This window comes from Agromyces capsici (assembly GCF_058349965.1).
On the sequence record NZ_JBYRET010000001.1, the window covers coordinates 2,454,345 to 2,470,379 of the forward strand.

A 16,035-nucleotide genomic window follows, 5' to 3' on the forward strand; every position below is an offset into this window, starting at 1 on the left:
GTGTATACATTGAAGACGTGACGCCGACGTCGAAGGAGGAACCGATGCGAGCTGGAGACCGCGCCTACCGCACCCTCCGCACCGAGATCCTCGACGGCGTGCTCGAGCCCGGCACGGTGCTGGCCGAGGTCGAGCAGTCGACCCGCCTGGGCGTGAGCCGCACCCCCGTCCGCGAGGCGCTCCGCCAGCTGGCCGCCGACGGGCTGGTCGAGGCATCCGGCCGCGGCACCGTCGTCACGGGCGTCGACCGCGACGACATCGTCTCGCTCTACGAGCTGCGCGAGGCGCTCGAGGCGAAGGCCGCGGGCCTCGCCGCGCAGCGGCACGACGACGCGCCCTTCGAGCGCATCCGCGACCGGCTCCGCGAGGCGCCGCAGCTGCTCACCCAGGGCGAGGAGGGCCTCGTCGCCTACTTCGCGATCGTCGACGAGCTCGACGACGCGATCGAGGCGGCGGTCGCCAACCCGTTCCTCGCGTCGGCGCTGCGCAGCGTGCAACTGCACTCCGCCCGCATCCGGCGCTTCTCGCGCCACAACCCCGAGCGGCTGCGCGCCGCCGCCGGCGAGCACCTGCTCATCGTCGACGCGATCCTCGCGCGCGACCCCGAGCTCGCCTCGCACGCCACGCATGTGCACCTGCACATGAGCCTGACCAACGCGCTCGCCACCGCGTCGGACGCCGAAGCCGGCCCCGACGGGGGAGCGTCGCCCAGTCCGCGGGTCGCCTGACCCGCACGCGCGCCGGATCCCCGGCCCCGCACCGAACACGAAAGGTCCCACCGTGCAGATGCACCACGTGCGCGTCCACCGCAGCGACGAGAACCTGGCCCGCGACGGCCAGCTCGCCTGGAAGATCGCCGAGGTCGCCGCCGACCCGGTGGAGGTGACCGACGAGGTCACCGAGATGGTGGTCAACCGCGTCATCGACAACGCGTCGGTGGCCGCGGCATCCCTCACCCGGCGGCCGGTCGTGGCCGCGCGCAGCCAGGCGCTGAGCCACCCGGTCTCGGTGCACGGCGACGGGGCGACGGTGTTCGGCCTCGACCCCGAGCGCCGCACGAGCCCCGAGTGGGCGGCGTGGGCCAACGGCGTCGCGGTGCGCGAGCTCGACTTCCACGACACGTTCCTGGCCGCCGAGTACTCGCACCCCGGCGACAACATCCCGCCGATCGTCGCGGTGGCCCAGCACCTGGCCGCCGCGCGCGGGCTGACCGGTCGCGACCTCGTGCGCGGCATCGCGACCGGCTACGAGATCCAGGTCGACCTCGTGAAGGCCATCTCGCTCCACAAGCACAAGATCGACCACGTCGCCCACCTCGGGCCGTCGGCCGCGGCCGGCATCGGCACGCTGCTCGGCCTCGACCCCGAGACGATCTTCCAGGCGATCGGCCAGGCCCTGCACACGACGACCGCGACGCGGCAGTCGCGCAAGGGCGAGATCTCGACGTGGAAGGCGCACGCCCCGGCCTTCGCGGGCAAGATGGCGGTCGAGTCCGTCGACCGGGCGATGCGCGGCGAGACCAGCCCGACCCCGATCTACGAGGGCGAGGACGGCGTGATCGCCTGGCTCCTCGACGGGCCCGATGCCGCGTACGACGTTCCGCTGCCCGAGCGCGGCGAGGCGAAGCGCGCCATCCTCGACACCTACACCAAGGAGCACTCGGCCGAGTATCAGGCGCAGGCGTGGATCGACCTCGCCCGCAAGCTCCACGGCGAGCACCCCGAGCTCGTCGCCGACCCGTCGAAGATCGCGAGCGTCGTCATCCACACCTCGCACCACACGCACGTCGTGATCGGCTCGGGGGCGAACGACCCGCAGAAGTACGACCCGACCGCCTCGCGCGAGACGCTCGACCACTCCATCCCGTACATCTTCACCGTCGCGTTCCTCGACGGCACCTGGCACCACGCCGACTCGTACGCGCCCGAGCGCGCAGGCCGCCCCGAGACCGTCGCACTGTGGCGCTCGGTCACCACGGTCGAGGACCCGGAGTGGACGCGCCGCTACCACTCGCTCGACATCGCCGAGAAGGCGTTCGGCGGTCGCGTCGTGATCACGCTGACGGATGGCACGACCATCGCCGACGAGATCGCGGTCGCCGACGCGCACCCGCTCGGCGCGCGCCCGTTCGGCCGCGAGCAGTACGTGCAGAAGTTCCGCACGCTCGCGGGCGACGTGCTCGAGGCGGCCGAGATCGAGCGGTTCCTGGATGTCGCGCAGCGCCTGCCACTGTTGACGCCCGAGGAGCTCGGGCAGCTGACCATCACGGCCGCGCCCGGCGTGCTCGCCTCGGCCCCGACGCCCGTCGGCATCTTCTAGGAGGACCCTCATGCTGTACGCACAGACCCCCGCGCACGAGAAGCGACGGCTCTTCCGCGAGCGCCTCGCGACCGGCGAGCTGCTCCGCTTCCCCGGCGCGTTCAACCCGCTCTCGGCGCGCCTGATCGAGCGCAAGGGCTTCGAGGGCGTCTACATCTCGGGAGCCGTGCTCTCGGCCGACCTGGGCCTGCCCGACATCGGCCTCACGACGCTCACCGAGGTCGCCGGCCGCGGCAGGCAGATCGCGCGGATGACCGAGCTGCCCGCGATCATCGACGCCGACACCGGCTTCGGCGAGCCCATGAACGTCGCGCGCACCGTGCAGGAGATGGAGGACGCGGGCCTCGCGGGCCTGCACATCGAGGACCAGGTCAACCCGAAGCGGTGCGGCCACCTCGACGGCAAGCAGGTCGTCGACGAGCACACCGCACTGCAGCGCATCGCCGCAGCCGTCGACGCCCGGCGCGACGAGAACTTCCTGATCATGGCGCGCACCGACATCGCGGCCGTCGACGGGCTCGACGCCGCGATCGACCGGGCCAAGGCGCTCGTCGACGCCGGCGCCGACGCGATCTTCCCCGAGGCGATGCGCTCGCTCGAGGAGTTCGCGGCGATCCGTGCCGCGGTCGACGTGCCGCTGCTCGCGAACATGACCGAGTTCGGCAAGAGCGACCTGTTCACGGCGCAGCAGCTCGCCGACGTCGGCATGAACATCGTGATCTGGCCGGTGTCGCTCCTGCGCATCGCGATGGGCGCGGCGGGTCGCGGCCTCGACGAGTTGTCGGAGGCCGGTGCGCTCACCGCGAAGCTCGGCGAGATGCAGCACCGCGCCGACCTCTACGAGCTCATCGACTACGAGGGCTACAACCACTTCGACACCTCGATCTTCAACTTCACCGTCGCGCGTTGAGTGCGCGCACGACGACCAGGGAAAGCGAGCCGACCATGACCGACACCCTCACGACCGCGCCGGCGCCCGAGATCCGCAAGGGCCTCGCCGGCGTCGTGGTCGACACCACGGCGATCTCGAAGGTGAACCCCGAGACCAACTCGCTGCTCTACCGCGGCTACCCCGTGCAGGAGCTCGCCGCCCACAAGCGGTTCGAGGCGGTCGCGTACCTGCTCTGGCACGGCGAGCTGCCGGATGCCGCGCAGCTGGCCGAGTTCCGCGCCGCCGAGCGCGCGGGGCGGGCGCTGCAGCCCAACGTGAAGGCCGCCATCGACCTGTTGCCCGCCACGTGCCATCCGATGGATGTCGTGCGCACCGCCGTCAGCGTCATCGGCGCCTCCGACCCGGCCGCCGACGACCCGACCCCCGAGGCGAACCTCGCGAAGGCGATGGCGCTCTTCGCGGCGCTGCCCGCCGTGGTCGCCTACGACCAGCGCCGTCGCCGCGGGCAGGAGCCCGTGCCGCCGCGCGACGACCTCGACTACTCGGCCAACTTCCTGTACATGACGTTCGGCGACGTGCCCGACCAGCTCGTCGTCGACGCCTTCGACGTGTCGATGATCCTGTACGCCGAGCACTCGTTCAACGCCTCGACCTTCACGGCGCGCGTGATCACCTCGACGCTCTCCGACCTGTACTCCGCGGTCGTCGGCGCGATCGGCGCGCTCAAGGGCCCGCTGCACGGCGGCGCCAACGAGGCCGTCATGCACGTCTTCGACGAGATCGGCGACGCGTCGAACGTCGTGCCCTGGCTCGACCGCGCGCTCGCCGAGAAGCGCAAGATCATGGGCTTCGGGCACCGCGTCTACAAGAACGGCGACTCGCGCGTGCCCACCATGACGGCCGCGCTCGACACGCTCATCGAGTACTACGACCGGCCGGATGTCGCGGCGCTCTCCGACGCGCTCGAGCGCGAGTTCGTCGCCCGCAAGGGCATCCACCCCAACCTCGACTACCCGTCGGGGCCGGCGTACCACCTGATCGGCTTCGACACCGAGATGTTCACGCCGCTGTTCGTGGCGTCACGCGTCACCGGATGGACCGCGCACATCATCGAGCAGGCCGCGTCCAATGCGCTCATCCGCCCGCTGTCGGCGTACGACGGCGTCGACGAGCGGCACGTCTGAACCACTCTCGATGGTCGAGTAGCGAGCGTCAGCGAGCGTCAGCGAGCGTATCGAGACCCGGGGCGCGGTGCGGGGCGGGCGTGACGAGCGGACCGCCCCGCACCGCGACATCCGTCAGTCGAAGACGGTCTCGATGAAGCGGTACTCCACGGCGCTGGGGCGGTCGTCGCCCGGGGTCTCGAACTCGAGGCCCGCGCCGCGGGAGTAGATGTAGTGCTTGCCGCCGTCGCCCGAGAGCTCGAGCCGTGGCTGCGGGTCGCCCGTGTCGAGGAAGCCGGTCGAGACCGTCTTGCCCTCGAGTGGTCCGTCGATCAACTTGGCCGTGTACGTGCCCGATGACGTGTCCATGCCGCCATTCTGCACCCCTCCTCCACAACTGCAAGGGTCTTGCGTCCCGCGGGTCGTTCGGTGTCGCAGTGGGTGCGCTCACGGCCGGAATGTGTATGGTGTGCCTGTCGGCGCGATGCCGCCGACTGTTCAGCACACCGCTCGGGGGCGAGGCGACGTCGTGCGTTCCCCGTCCAGTGTCATCAGCAATAAGGAGTCCGGTGCCAGGCGCGAAGAAGCTCGTGATCGTGGAGTCGCCGACGAAGATGAAGTCGATCGCCGCATACCTCGGCGACGGCTACGAGGTGCTCTCCTCGGTCGGCCACATCCGCGACCTCATCGAGCCCAAGAACCTCCCGCCCGAGCTGAAGAAGGGCTCGCTCGGCAAGTTCTCCGTCGACGTCGAGAACGGCTTCGAGCCGTACTACGTCGTCTCCGACTCCAAGAAGAAGACGGTCGCCGAACTCAAGCGCGCCCTGAAGGACGCCGACGAACTCCTGCTCGCCACCGATGAAGACCGCGAGGGCGAGGCCATCGCGTGGCACCTGCTGCAGGAGCTCAAGCCCAAGGTACCCGTGCGCCGCATGGTGTTCCACGAGATCACGAAAGACGCGATCCTCAAGGCGAAGGACCACACGCGCGAACTCGACACCGCGCTCGTCGACGCGCAGGAGACCCGGCGCATCCTCGACCGGCTCTACGGCTACGAGGTCTCGCCCGTGCTCTGGCGCAAGGTCGGCCCGGGCCTGTCGGCCGGCCGCGTGCAGTCCGCCGCGACGCGGCTCGTCGTCGACCGCGAGCGCGAGCGCCTCGCCTTCGTCGCCGCGTCGTACTGGGACCTGATCGGCCGCTTCACGAGCGAGCAGACCGGGTTCGAGGCCCGGCTCGTCCGCGTCGGCGGTGAGCGCGTCGCCACCGGTCGCGACTTCGACGACGCCGGCCGGCTGAAGGGCAAGGCCGTCGTGCTCGACGAGCCGACGGCGCACGCGCTCGCCGAGGCGCTGCGCGACGACACGGTGGCGCGCCGGGTCTCGAAGGTCGAGTCCAAGCCGTACTCGCGCCGTCCCGCGGCACCGTTCACGACCTCCACGCTGCAGCAGGAGGCCGCGCGCAAGCTCCGCCTCTCGGCCCGCGACACCATGCGCGTGGCGCAGTCGCTGTACGAGAACGGCTACATCACCTATATGCGCACCGACTCCGTGTCGCTGTCGCAGCAGGCGATCCAGGCCGCGCGCACGCAGGCGGTCAACCTCTACGGCGCCGACAGCATCCCCGACAAACCTCGCGCCTACGCCGGAAAGTCGAAGAACGCGCAGGAGGCGCACGAGGCGATCCGACCGTCGGGCGAGGTGTTCCGCACGCCGTCCGAGCTGCAGAACGCGCTGCGCGGCACCGAGTTCAAGCTGTACGACCTGATCTGGAAGCGCACGGTCGCCTCGCAGATGGCCGACGCCAAGGGCCAGACCGCGACCGTCACGATCGAGGTCGGGCCGACCTCCGCCGACGCCGCGGCGCCCGCCGCGCCGACCGCACCGGTCGGCGGCACCATCGCCGAGTTCACCGCGAGCGGCACGGTCATCACGTTCCGCGGCTTCCTCGCCGCGTACGAGGAGAGCCGCGACGAGGAGCGCAACGCCGACGAGACGCCCGGCGAGGCGAAGCTGCCGCCGCTGAAGGAGGGCCAGGCGGTCGGGCTCGCCGAGCTCGAGGCCAAGGGCCACGAGACCAGCCCGCCGCCGCGCTACACCGAGGCGAGCCTCGTCAAGCGGCTCGAGGAGCTCGGCATCGGCCGCCCGTCGACCTTCGCGTCGATCATCTCGACCATCCTCGACCGCGGCTACGTCACGCAGCGCGGCCAGGCGCTCGTGCCCAGCTGGGTCGCGTTCTCGGTCGTCCGCCTGCTGGAAGAGCACTTCGGCGACCTCGTCGAGTACGACTTCACGGCCGAGATGGAGGACGACCTCGACCGCATCGCGTCCGGCGCGGCCGACCGCGTCGACTGGCTGAACGGCTTCTACTTCGGCTCCGAGACGCACCGCGGACTGCGTCAGGTGGTCGACAACCTGGGCGACATCGACGCCCGCGAGATCAACTCGGTCGAGATCGCCCCGGGCGTCACCCTGCGCATCGGCAAGTACGGCCCGTACCTCGAGGCCGTCGATCCCGACGCCGCGCCCGACGCGGCGCCGCGCCGCGTCAACCTCCCGGAGGACCTCGCGCCCGATGAGCTCACGGCAGAGAAGGCGCGCGAACTCATCGAAGCGCCCGTGCAGAGCGACCGCGTGCTCGGAGTGAACCCCGAGAACGGCAAGGAGGTCGTCGTCAAGGACGGCCGGTTCGGCCCGTACGTGACCGAGCTCGAGCCTGCGCCCGAGGAGGCCGCTCCCGTCGTCGACGCCGCGACGGGCGAGGTCGTGGAGCCGCCGAAGGCGAAGCGCGGTGCGAAGAAGGCCGCCGCGCCCAAGCCGCGCACCGCGTCGCTGTTCAAGAGCATGCAGATCGAGGAGGTCGACCTCGCCACCGCGCTGAAGCTGCTCGACCTGCCGCGCGTCGTCGGCGCCGACCCCGAATCGGGCGACGAGATCACCGCGCAGAACGGCCGGTACGGCCCGTACCTGAAGAAGGGCGCCGAGACCCGCACGCTGCCGAGCGAGGACGCGATCTTCGAGATCGACCTCGCCGGGGCGCTCGAGCTGCTCGCGCAACCGAAGTACGGCGCGCGTCGCGCGTCGAGTGCGCTCAAGGAGTTCGCAGAGGACCCGGTGAGCGGCAAGCCCATCAAGGTGAAGGACGGCCGGTTCGGCCCCTACGTCACGGATGGCACGACCAACGCCACGATCCCGCGCGGCGAGTCCGTGGAGGAGATCACGTTCGAGCGCGCGGTCGAGCTGCTGCAGGCCAAGCGCGACAAGGGCCCGGCCAAGGCGCCCGCGAAGCGCGCGACCACGGCGAAGACCCCCGCGAAGCGCGCGACGACCACGCGTTCAGCGAAGAAGAGCTCGGCGTGAGCCGCGGGCTGTTCGTCACCCTCGAGGGCGGCGACGGTTCGGGCAAGTCCACGCAGGCGAGCCTGCTCGAGCAGTGGCTCGTCGAACACGGCCGCACGGTCGTGCGCACGCGCGAGCCCGGCGGCACGCCCGTCGGCCTCGAGATCCGCGAGATCGTGCTCCACCACCGCGGCGACATCGCGCCGCGCGCCGAGGCGCTGCTCTACGCGGCCGACCGCGCCCACCACGTCGCCGAGGTCGTGCGCCCGGCGATCGCGCGCGGCGAGGTCGTCGTCCAGGACCGCTACATCGACTCGTCCGTCGCCTACCAGGGCGCGGGCCGGGTGCTCGACCCGGCCGAGGTCCGCTCGCTCTCCGAGTGGGCGACCGAGGGCCTCGTCCCCGACCTGACCGTGCTGCTCGACCTGCCGTCGGAGATCGCACGGGCCCGACTCGACCGCGCGCGCACGCGCTATGACCGGCTCGAGGCCGAGGCGGGCGAGTTCCACACGCGCGTGCGCGAGCACTACCTCGCGCTCGCCGCGGCCGAGCCCGAGCGATTCGTCGTCGTCGACGCGACGCTGCCCGTCGACGAGATCGCCGCGCGCATCCGCGAGCGCATCGAACCGCTCCTGTGAGTGCGCCCGAGAGCGGCTCCCTCGTCGGCGGCCGCGGGTAGCGTGGAAACGTGACCGTCTGGAGCGACCTGACCGGCCAGGATGCCGCCATCGCCGTGCTGCGCGCGGCGGCGACCGCGTCGACGGCCGCACACGGTGCGCCCGCGTCATCCGACATGACGCATTCCTGGCTCATCACCGGCCCGCCCGGCTCCGGCCGATCCAACCTCGCCTACGCATTCGCCGAGGCGCTGCTCTCGGGCGAACCCGACGGCGACGCGACCACGCACGCCCAGGTCACCGCCCGCAGTCACCCCGACCTGCATGTGCTCGCCACCGAGGGCGTGATCATCAAGGTCGCCGACGTGCGCAAGATCGTGGAGCGCTCGCACTACGCGCCATCCGTCGGCCGCCACCGCGTCATCGTCGTCGAAGACGCCGACCGCATGACCGAGCAGACGTCGAACGTGCTGCTGAAGGAGCTCGAGGAGCCGCCCGACCGCACGGTGTGGATCCTGTGCGCGCCGAGCGAGGCCGACCTGATCCCGACCATCCGCTCGCGCGTGCGCTCGGTGCGACTCCAGGTGCCGAGCATCGCCGACGTCGCCGACCTCCTCGCGCGCCGCGACGGCGTCGACCCTGCGGTCGCCGAGCGGGCCGCGCGCGAGGCGCAGAGCCACATCGGCATGGCCCACCGCCTCGCCACGAGCGCCGAGGCGCGCGACCGCCGCGCCGAGACGCTGCGGCTCGCGCTCGGCGTGCGGTCGACGCCGGGCGCCGTCGCCGCGGCCGCGCGCATGCTCGAGATCGCGGGCGACGACGCGAAGGCGATCACCGAGCTCCGCGACGCGGAGGAGCGCGAGCACACCCTCCGCTCGCTCGGCGTCGCGCCGGGCCAGTCGGTGCCCGCCGCGCTGCGCTCGCAGCTGCGCGCGCTCGAGGAAGACCAGAAGCGGCGCGCCACGCGCAGCCTGCGCGACGGCATCGACCGCATCCTCGTCGACCTCGCGTCGCTCTACCGCGACATCCTCATCACCCAGCTCGGCGCCGAGGTCGAGCTCGTCAACCTCGAGATCGCGGGCGACATCGCCCGGGCCGCGGCATCCGCCACGCCCGCGCGCACGCTCGAGACGCTCGACGCCATTCAGGAGGCCCGCATCCGTATCGACGGCAACGTCCAGCCCGCGCTCGCCCTCGAGGCGATGCTCGTCAGCGCGATCCGCCGGCCCGAACCGGCGCGCGGGGTGCGCTCGTGAGCCGCGCCACGCGCTTGCGACGCGCGCTCGCGGTGGTCGCCGCGGCCGGGGTCCTGGCGATGACCGGATGCGCCGTCCCGTCGTTCCTCGGCCTGGGCGGCGGCGGGTCCGCGCGCTCCGAACCGACCGGCGAGACGGTCGCCGCCGAACTCGAGCCGTTCTACACGCAGGTGCTGGAGTGGGAGTCGTGCGGCGACCAGCAGTGCGCCACCGCGCTCGCACCCCTCGACTGGGCGGCGCCGTCCGAGGGCGAGATCGAGCTCGCGCTCGTGCGCGCACCCGCACGCGGCGACCGCATCGGGTCCCTGCTGGTCAATCCCGGCGGTCCGGGCGGGTCGGGGTACGACTTCATCGCGGAATCCGTCGACTACGCCGTCGGACCCGACCTGCAGCAGCGCTACGACATCGTCGGATTCGACCCGCGCGGTGTCGGCCGGTCGACCTCGGTGCGCTGCTACGACGCCGCGCAGATGGACGAGTTCCTCTACGGCATCCTGCCCTCCGAGCGCGGCAGTGACGAGTGGATCGCCGACGTCGACGCGGCCAACCGCGACTTCGGCGCCGCCTGCGCCGAGAACACGGGCGACCTGCTCGCGAACGTCGACACCGTCAGCGCCGCCCGCGACCTCGACCTGCTCCGGGCCATCCTGGGGGACGAACAGCTCAACTACCTCGGCTACTCCTACGGCACGTTCCTCGGGGCCACGTACGCCGGGCTCTACCCCGAGAAGGTCGGGCGTCTGGTGCTCGACGGCGCGATCGATCCCGCCGCGAGCGTCGACGAGGTCAACCTCGCCCAGGCGGTCGGATTCGAGCAGGCGCTGCGCGCCTACCTCGCCGATTGCCTCGCCGGGCCGGAGTGCCCGTTCTCGGGCTCGGTCGACGACGCCGCCGACGAGGTGGCGAGGCTCCTCGCCTCGGTCGAGGCCAGCCCGCTGCAGGGCAGCGACGGCCGGCAGCTCGGCGCCGACGCGCTCGTGACCGCGATCATCTACCCGCTCTACAGCCCCGAATCGTGGACCTACCTCAGCGACATGTTCGAGACGGTCATGTTCGGCGAGGCCGACACCGCGCTGTTCTTCGCCGACGGCTACAACGGCCGCCAGGAGGACGGCACCTACCGCGACAACTCGACCGAGGCGTTCCGGGCGATCAACTGCCTGGACTACACGTACGATGCCGACCCGGCGACCATGCGCGCCGACGCCGCCGAGCTCGCCGAGGCTGCGCCCATCATCGGGCCGTACTTCGGCTTCGGCGACATCGGGTGCGCCGCGTGGCCCGACGCGAGCGACGCCGAGCGTGCGCCGATCACCGCCGAGGGGGCCGCGCCCATCCTCGTCGTCGGCACGACGGGCGACCCCGCGACGCCGTACGAGTGGGCGGTCTCGCTCGCCGACCGGCTCGAGAGCGGCGTGCTCGTGAGCTACGACGGCGAGGGGCACACTGCGTACCGCAAGTCGAACGCGTGCGTCGACGACACCGTCGAGGCCTACCTCATCGACGGCACCGTGCCCGCGTCCGACCCGCAGTGCTGAGCGCCGGCCGGGTGCCCGCCGGGCGCACGCCGGAGTGCTCGCCGAGGTGGTCATGCACGCTCCGAAAACCCGCTAACATGGTCTCTCGTGCCCGTCCGGTCCACCGCGACGAGGTCACGCCGCCTTAGCTCAGTCGGCAGAGCGATTCACTCGTAATGAATAGGTCGTGGGTTCGATTCCCACAGGCGGCTCCCATGCGAACGGCCCGGACGATGTCCGGGCCGTTCGACGTTGCGGGAGTGCTCGACCACGCCGAGAGGTCGCAGATGCAGGGTGGAACCGTGCATTCGGGACTTCTCGGCTTGCTCGGACTTCGTGGGGTACCTCGCGAGAGGTCCCTCGCGAGAGGTCGCAGATGCACGGTGGAACCGTGCATCTGCGACCTCTCGACGCTGAGGGACGGCGTCGGGGGGTGGTCCTTCGAGCGTGCGGGTCACCGTCGCCGCGAGACCGGGGCCCCTGCACGGATGGCACGCGGGATCTCGGCCACCTCGTCGACCGCCGCGTGCAGGCGCGCGAGGTCGCCATCGGACGCCCGTGAATCCAGCGTCACCGCGTACTCGATCCCGAGCGAGCGCCACTCGTCGTCGAACCCGCCGTCGGCCTCGATGGCGACCCCGTCGACCGCGATGCCGAGGCGTGCGGCCTCCCGGTAGGTGTCGTTCAGGATGCAGAGCGCCACCGACAGGTGGAGCACCTGGGCTCCGTTGGTCGCCGGTGCGGCGACGACCCCCTCGTCGGTCCAGGCATGCGCGAGCACGACGCCGTCCGAGGCGCGGAGCGTGCCGGCCGAGGCGCGCACGCCGAAGGAGGACAGTTCCATCTGCCGATTCTGCCCGCGCCTCGAGCCCTCCGCCATTCAGTTCATCGGCACCGCGCGGATGGCGGTCGCGTACGCGGCCTGGCCGGTCGCGGTCGGGTGGAAGCTCTCGTACGACCGGAAGACGTACCTCACGTCGTTGATCCACGGGCTGGGGCTGCCGACGCCGTGGCCGGCGAAGTCGTCCTCGACGTCGACGAAGACCGCACCGTTCGCGAGGGCGACCGACTCGATGACGTCGTTGAGCGCGACGGTCTCGGCGTTCACCTCGTCGGCCCACGCGTACTTGGTGTTCACGCCCGATGAGTTGAGGTGGAAGAGGAGCGGGTAGCCCGCCACGATCACCTTCGCATCGGGTTCGGTCCGGTTCCGGATGGCGGCGATCACTCCGGCCACCTTGTCGCGGAACTCCTGCGACGCTGCGGTCGCCGCGCCGTCGTTGATCGCCGACTGGCACGCCGACGTGGAGGGGAAGGCGAAGCAGTTCAGCATCACGTCGTCGAACCCCACGTCGTTGCCGCCGACCGTGACCGTGACGACCTTCGCCGTCGTCGCGATCGTGCCGACCTGGGCGACCGTCTCCACCGTCGACGAACCGGAGCACGCCGCGAAGTTCACGAGCCGGAGGTTCGCGTCGGCGTCGAGCAGCTTCGGGTAGCTCTTCGAGCTCTGGTAGCACGGGCTGCCCGTGAGGTAGCTTCCTGCGCCGGTGCCGGCCGCGAACGAGTCGCCGACCGCAGCGTACTCGAGCTCGGTGGTACCCCCGCCTCCACCGCCGCTCCCACCGCCGTTCCCGCCACCGGGCTTGTCCGGCGGCTTCGCGGCGGGCACCGCGGCCGACGCCGGATCGGCCGGACCGGCGACCGCGGCGCCGAGGATCAGCGCGAGCGCGGCCAGGAGCGCAGCGGCGAGCAGTGCCGCGCGACGCCGTACCTCGCGCTCGGGGTGTGCGGCCGTTCGAGCGACGGTGGTCGACGGCATGATCGCTCCGATCGTCAGTTCGCGAGTGCCACGAGGATGGCGTCCCGATACACGGCCTGGCCCACCGCAGTCGGGTGCAGGAACGTCAGCGGGTTGCTCAGATCGGCGCCGAGCCATGGGTCGAGGTCGCCGACCTGGTGTCCGAGGTACGCGAACGCGAGGCTGGTGTACTCCACATCGGCACCGCCTGCTCCGGCTGCCGCCGCGGCCGCGGCGATCTGCGCGTCGAGCGCGAGGGTGGCGCCGTTGATCGTGTCGGTCAGCGGGCTCAATCCGTTCACGAACGGAACCGGATAGTCGGTCACGACGATGTGCGCCCTCGGTGCCCGTTCGGCGATCGCGAGCAGGAGTGCCCCGAGGTCCTGCCCGATGGCGCCGGACGCAAGGAGCGCTTGCGCATCGCCCACCGCCTCCGCACATGCGAGCGAGGCCGGATCGGGTGCGCAGATCGCGAGGATCGTGCCGACGTCGAGGTCGTTGCCGCCGACGGTGATCGTCACGAGGGTCGTGCCCCGGTTCACCTGCGACAGCTGCGTGGCCGCGACCTCCGCGATGGTGGCCCCGGAGCAGGAGGCCTGCCGCAGCAGGTTCGTGCGCGGCTCGGCGTCGAGCAGCACGGGGTAGGCCGCGGTGCTGCGCAGGCAGTCATCGAGCGGGAGGCCGGCACCCTGGCCGGCGGCGTAGGAATCGCCGAGTGCGACGTACCGGGCGATGGGCTCGGGCGGCTCGGCGGCGACGGGCGAGGCGGCGCCGAAGACGGCGACGAGGGCGACGATGGCCGCGGCGGTCGAGCCGACGACGCGGCTCCTTCGGATCGAACGTGCCGACATGGCCGAACCGTAGCGAGAACGCGAGCAATCCACATATCCCAGAACGGGTGTCACCGTGAACCGAGGCTCCGTTTGGACGTCGTCGCCGATGTCGCCCCCGCCGATAGGCTGGCGCGCATGACTGACGGACTTCGCTGGGGCATCCTCGCGACCGGCGGCATCGCCCGCCTCTTCACCAACGACCTGAAGCTCAACGGCTTCGACGTGCGCGCCGCCGGGTCGCGCTCGCTCGAGTCGGCCGAGGCGTTCGCGAGCGACTTCGACATCCCGACCGCGTACGGCAGCTACGAGGAACTCGTCGCCGACCCCGAGGTCGATGCGATCTACGTCGCCACGCCGCATCCCTGGCACGCCGCGAACGCGCTGCTGGCCATCGAGGCCGGCAAGCACGTGCTCATCGAGAAGCCGATCACGCTCACACAGGCCGAGGCGCGCCGCGTGGCCGACGCCGCCCGCGACCGCGGCGTGCTCGCGCTCGAGGCGATGTGGACGCGGTACCTGCCGCACATGCGTCGGATCCACGAGGTCATCGCGGCCGGCACGATCGGCGAGGTGCGCACGCTCATCGCCGACCACACGCAGAAACTGCCGAGCGACCCGAACCACCGCCTCAACGCGCTCGAGCTCGGCGGCGGCGCGCTGCTCGACCTCGGCATCTACCCCGTCTCGTTCGCGTGGGACCTGTTCGGCGCGCCGGCGACCATCCAGTCGACCGCGGTGCTCCGCGACACCGGGACCGACGTGCAGATCGCCGTGCAACTCGGCTACGAGCGAGGCCGCATCGCATCGACGTTCTCGGCGAGCGACGCACGCGGGCCCAACCGTGCGGTGGTCCTCGGCACGGAGGGCCGCATCGAGATCGACCCCGTCTGGTACTCGAACGCCTCCTTCCGCGTGCTCTCGCACGACGACAGCGTGCTCGAGGAGTTCAGCGCCGACGTGAACGGTCGCGGCATGCACTTCCAGGCGGCCGCGCTCGAGCAGTTGGTGGCCGAGGGTCGTCTCGATGGCGGTGACATCCTCTCCACCGAGGAGTCCGTGGCGATCATGGGCACGCTCGACCGGATCCGCGCCGAGATCGGGCTGCGCTACCCCGGCGAGGGATGAGCGACTCGCCGGCGTCCCGGCCCGGCACCGACGACGACGTCGTCGAGCTGACCCGCCGTCTGGTCGCGATCGACGCGACCAACCCGTCGCTCGTGCCGGGCGGAGCGGGCGAGCGCGAGCTCGCCGAGCGCATCGCCGCCTGGCTCCGCGAACGGGGCATCGAGGCGCGGCTCGTCGGTGCCGACCCCGCGCGACCCAGTGTGCTGGCCCGGCGGCGCGGCACCGGCGGCGGGCGCACGCTGCTGCTGGCCGGTCACCTCGACACCGTCGGCGGCACGGGCGACGGCGCGGGCGCGGGGGCGGATGTCGCGCCGGACGCCGCAGCCGACCGCATCGTCGGACGCGGCGCGTACGACATGGCCGGCGGCCTCGCAGCGGCGATGGTCGCCGCTGCGTCGGCGCCGGACGACCTGCCCGGCGATCTCGTGCTCGCCTTCGCCGCCGACGAGGAGTTCGCCTCCGTCGGCATCGAGGAGCTCCTCGCCGAGCTCGCCGCTGGCCCCGACCAGCCGGCGCACGGCGCGATCGTGCTCGAACCCACCGACCTGCAGGTCACGCTCGCGCACCGCGGCTTCGCCTGGTTCCGCGTCGAGTACGAGGGCGTCGCGGCGCACGGGTCGCAGCCCGAGCTCGGCGTCGACGCCATCGACCGGGCCGTCGACGGGCTCGTCGCGCTGCGCGAGTTCGGTGCCGCGATCGCCGCGGGGCCGCGCCATCCGCTGCTCGGTACCGGCAGCGTGCGCGTGGCCACGATCGAGGGCGGGGCCGATGCCGCGACCGTCGCCGACCGGTGCGTGCTCGTCGTGGAGCGACGCACCCTCCCCGGCGAACCCGACCCGGCCGCCGAGCTCGAACGCGTGCTCGCGCCCTCGCGGCCGGCGAGCGTCACGACGCTCGTGTCCCGGCCCGCGATGGACGCCGACGCCGACTCGCGCGTCGCCCGCGCCGTGCTCGACGCGGTCGAACGGGCCACCGGCGCGCCCGCGGTCCGCCGCGGCGACCCGTGGTGGACCGACGCCGGGCTGATCGCCGACGCCGGGCTCCCGGTCGTGCTCGTCGGGCCGTCGGGCGGCGGCGCCCACGCCGACCTGGAGTGGGTGACAGCCGAGTCGCTCCGCAGGCTCGTCGACGTGATCGGCGCCGTCATCCGCGAGGTCTGCGGCCGTCCCTGAGCGAC

At 71.9% G+C, this 16,035-nt stretch carries 14 protein-coding genes and 1 tRNA gene; 11 read left to right on the top strand and 4 right to left on the bottom strand.

Going from position 1 to position 16,035, the window contains the following annotated elements:
* Window positions 1–44: 44 nt before the first annotated feature.
* From AC3RKB_RS11460 to AC3RKB_RS11475, 4 genes are read left to right on the top strand one after another with little or no spacing between them, the layout of a single operon-like run.
* Window positions 45–728 carry a GntR family transcriptional regulator gene (locus AC3RKB_RS11460; RefSeq protein ID WP_491436271.1) on the top strand — a complete coding sequence of 228 codons (684 nt, stop codon included), beginning with the start codon at window positions 45–47 and terminating at the stop codon, window positions 726–728.
* A 58-nt stretch (window positions 729–786) separates the two neighbouring features.
* On the top strand, window positions 787–2,319 hold the full coding sequence (locus AC3RKB_RS11465; RefSeq protein WP_491436817.1) for an MmgE/PrpD family protein: 1,533 nt from the start codon (window positions 787–789) through the stop codon (window positions 2,317–2,319).
* A gap of 10 nt (window positions 2,320–2,329) precedes the next feature.
* Window positions 2,330–3,229, top strand: coding sequence for a methylisocitrate lyase (gene prpB / locus AC3RKB_RS11470; RefSeq protein WP_491436272.1), 900 nt, complete (start codon window positions 2,330–2,332; stop codon window positions 3,227–3,229).
* A gap of 35 nt (window positions 3,230–3,264) precedes the next feature.
* A complete protein-coding gene (locus tag AC3RKB_RS11475; RefSeq protein WP_491436273.1) occupies window positions 3,265–4,395 on the top strand; it encodes a bifunctional 2-methylcitrate synthase/citrate synthase in 1,131 nt (376 codons plus the stop codon).
* Between the two features lie 114 nt (window positions 4,396–4,509).
* Here the strand turns inward: AC3RKB_RS11475 and AC3RKB_RS11480 are convergent, their stop codons facing one another.
* Window positions 4,510–4,743 carry a hypothetical protein gene (locus AC3RKB_RS11480; protein WP_491436274.1) on the bottom strand — a complete coding sequence of 78 codons (234 nt, stop codon included), beginning with the start codon at window positions 4,741–4,743 and terminating at the stop codon, window positions 4,510–4,512.
* Between the two features lie 200 nt (window positions 4,744–4,943).
* On the opposite strand from AC3RKB_RS11480, the gene topA reads away from it, so the two are divergent.
* From topA to AC3RKB_RS11505, 5 genes are all read left to right on the top strand, one after another.
* Entirely contained in the window at window positions 4,944–7,730 is a 2,787-nt protein-coding gene (topA, locus tag AC3RKB_RS11485) for a type I DNA topoisomerase (RefSeq protein WP_491436275.1), read from the top strand.
* Entirely contained in the window at window positions 7,727–8,347 is a 621-nt protein-coding gene (gene tmk / locus AC3RKB_RS11490) for a dTMP kinase (protein ID WP_491436276.1), read from the top strand. Before topA ends, tmk begins: the two co-directional genes overlap by 4 nt.
* Before the next feature lie 50 nt (window positions 8,348–8,397).
* Window positions 8,398–9,582 (top strand): DNA polymerase III subunit delta', encoded by a 1,185-nt coding sequence (locus AC3RKB_RS11495; RefSeq protein ID WP_491436277.1) that lies wholly within the window; start codon window positions 8,398–8,400, stop codon window positions 9,580–9,582.
* 59 nt (window positions 9,583–9,641) lie between these two features.
* Window positions 9,642–11,120, top strand: a complete 1,479-nt coding sequence (locus tag AC3RKB_RS11500) for an alpha/beta hydrolase (RefSeq protein WP_491436818.1) — start codon at window positions 9,642–9,644, stop codon at window positions 11,118–11,120.
* Window positions 11,121–11,238: 118 nt separating this feature from the next.
* Window positions 11,239–11,311: transfer RNA gene (locus AC3RKB_RS11505), tRNA-Thr, on the top strand.
* A 242-nt stretch (window positions 11,312–11,553) separates the two neighbouring features.
* Here the strand turns inward: AC3RKB_RS11505 and AC3RKB_RS11510 are convergent.
* Genes AC3RKB_RS11510 through AC3RKB_RS11520 form a run of 3 tightly spaced genes read right to left on the bottom strand, consistent with a single transcriptional unit; the run spans window position 11,554 to window position 13,751 of the window.
* Window positions 11,554–11,943, bottom strand: coding sequence for an OsmC family protein (locus AC3RKB_RS11510; RefSeq protein WP_491436278.1), 390 nt, complete (start codon window positions 11,941–11,943; stop codon window positions 11,554–11,556).
* Between the two features lie 36 nt (window positions 11,944–11,979).
* Window positions 11,980–12,921 (bottom strand): SGNH/GDSL hydrolase family protein, encoded by a 942-nt coding sequence (locus AC3RKB_RS11515; RefSeq protein WP_491436279.1) that lies wholly within the window; start codon window positions 12,919–12,921, stop codon window positions 11,980–11,982.
* Window positions 12,922–12,935: 14 nt separating this feature from the next.
* Window positions 12,936–13,751: an SGNH/GDSL hydrolase family protein gene (locus AC3RKB_RS11520; RefSeq protein ID WP_491436280.1), complete on the bottom strand. Its 816-nt coding sequence runs from the start codon at window positions 13,749–13,751 to the stop codon at window positions 12,936–12,938.
* 117 nt (window positions 13,752–13,868) lie between these two features.
* On the opposite strand from AC3RKB_RS11520, the gene AC3RKB_RS11525 reads away from it, so the two are divergent.
* Window positions 13,869–14,858, top strand: coding sequence for a Gfo/Idh/MocA family protein (locus AC3RKB_RS11525; protein WP_491436281.1), 990 nt, complete (start codon window positions 13,869–13,871; stop codon window positions 14,856–14,858).
* Window positions 14,855–16,030: a M20/M25/M40 family metallo-hydrolase gene (locus AC3RKB_RS11530; protein WP_491436282.1), complete on the top strand. Its 1,176-nt coding sequence runs from the start codon at window positions 14,855–14,857 to the stop codon at window positions 16,028–16,030. The genes AC3RKB_RS11525 and AC3RKB_RS11530 overlap by 4 nt, the downstream gene beginning before the upstream one ends.
* The last annotated feature ends 5 nt before the right edge of the window (window positions 16,031–16,035 follow it).

What these genes read in the sequence shown, in the direction of transcription:
- AC3RKB_RS11475 (WP_491436273.1), top strand. Translation starts at nt 3,265, where the DNA reads ATGACCGACACCCTCACGACCGCGCCGGCGCCCGAGATCCGCAAGGGC.
- prpB (WP_491436272.1), top strand. Translation starts at nt 2,330, where the DNA reads ATGCTGTACGCACAGACCCCCGCGCACGAGAAGCGACGGCTCTTCCGC.
- AC3RKB_RS11460 (WP_491436271.1), top strand. Translation starts at nt 45, where the DNA reads ATGCGAGCTGGAGACCGCGCCTACCGCACCCTCCGCACCGAGATCCTC.
- AC3RKB_RS11525 (WP_491436281.1), top strand. Translation starts at nt 13,869, where the DNA reads ATGACTGACGGACTTCGCTGGGGCATCCTCGCGACCGGCGGCATCGCC.
- AC3RKB_RS11480 (WP_491436274.1), bottom strand. Translation starts at nt 4,743, where the DNA reads ATGGACACGTCATCGGGCACGTACACGGCCAAGTTGATCGACGGACCA.
- AC3RKB_RS11500 (WP_491436818.1), top strand. Translation starts at nt 9,642, where the DNA reads ATGACCGGATGCGCCGTCCCGTCGTTCCTCGGCCTGGGCGGCGGCGGG.
- AC3RKB_RS11530 (WP_491436282.1), top strand. Translation starts at nt 14,855, where the DNA reads ATGAGCGACTCGCCGGCGTCCCGGCCCGGCACCGACGACGACGTCGTC.
- AC3RKB_RS11465 (WP_491436817.1), top strand. Translation starts at nt 787, where the DNA reads ATGCACCACGTGCGCGTCCACCGCAGCGACGAGAACCTGGCCCGCGAC.
- AC3RKB_RS11520 (WP_491436280.1), bottom strand. Translation starts at nt 13,751, where the DNA reads ATGTCGGCACGTTCGATCCGAAGGAGCCGCGTCGTCGGCTCGACCGCC.
- AC3RKB_RS11515 (WP_491436279.1), bottom strand. Translation starts at nt 12,921, where the DNA reads ATGCCGTCGACCACCGTCGCTCGAACGGCCGCACACCCCGAGCGCGAG.
- AC3RKB_RS11510 (WP_491436278.1), bottom strand. Translation starts at nt 11,943, where the DNA reads ATGGAACTGTCCTCCTTCGGCGTGCGCGCCTCGGCCGGCACGCTCCGC.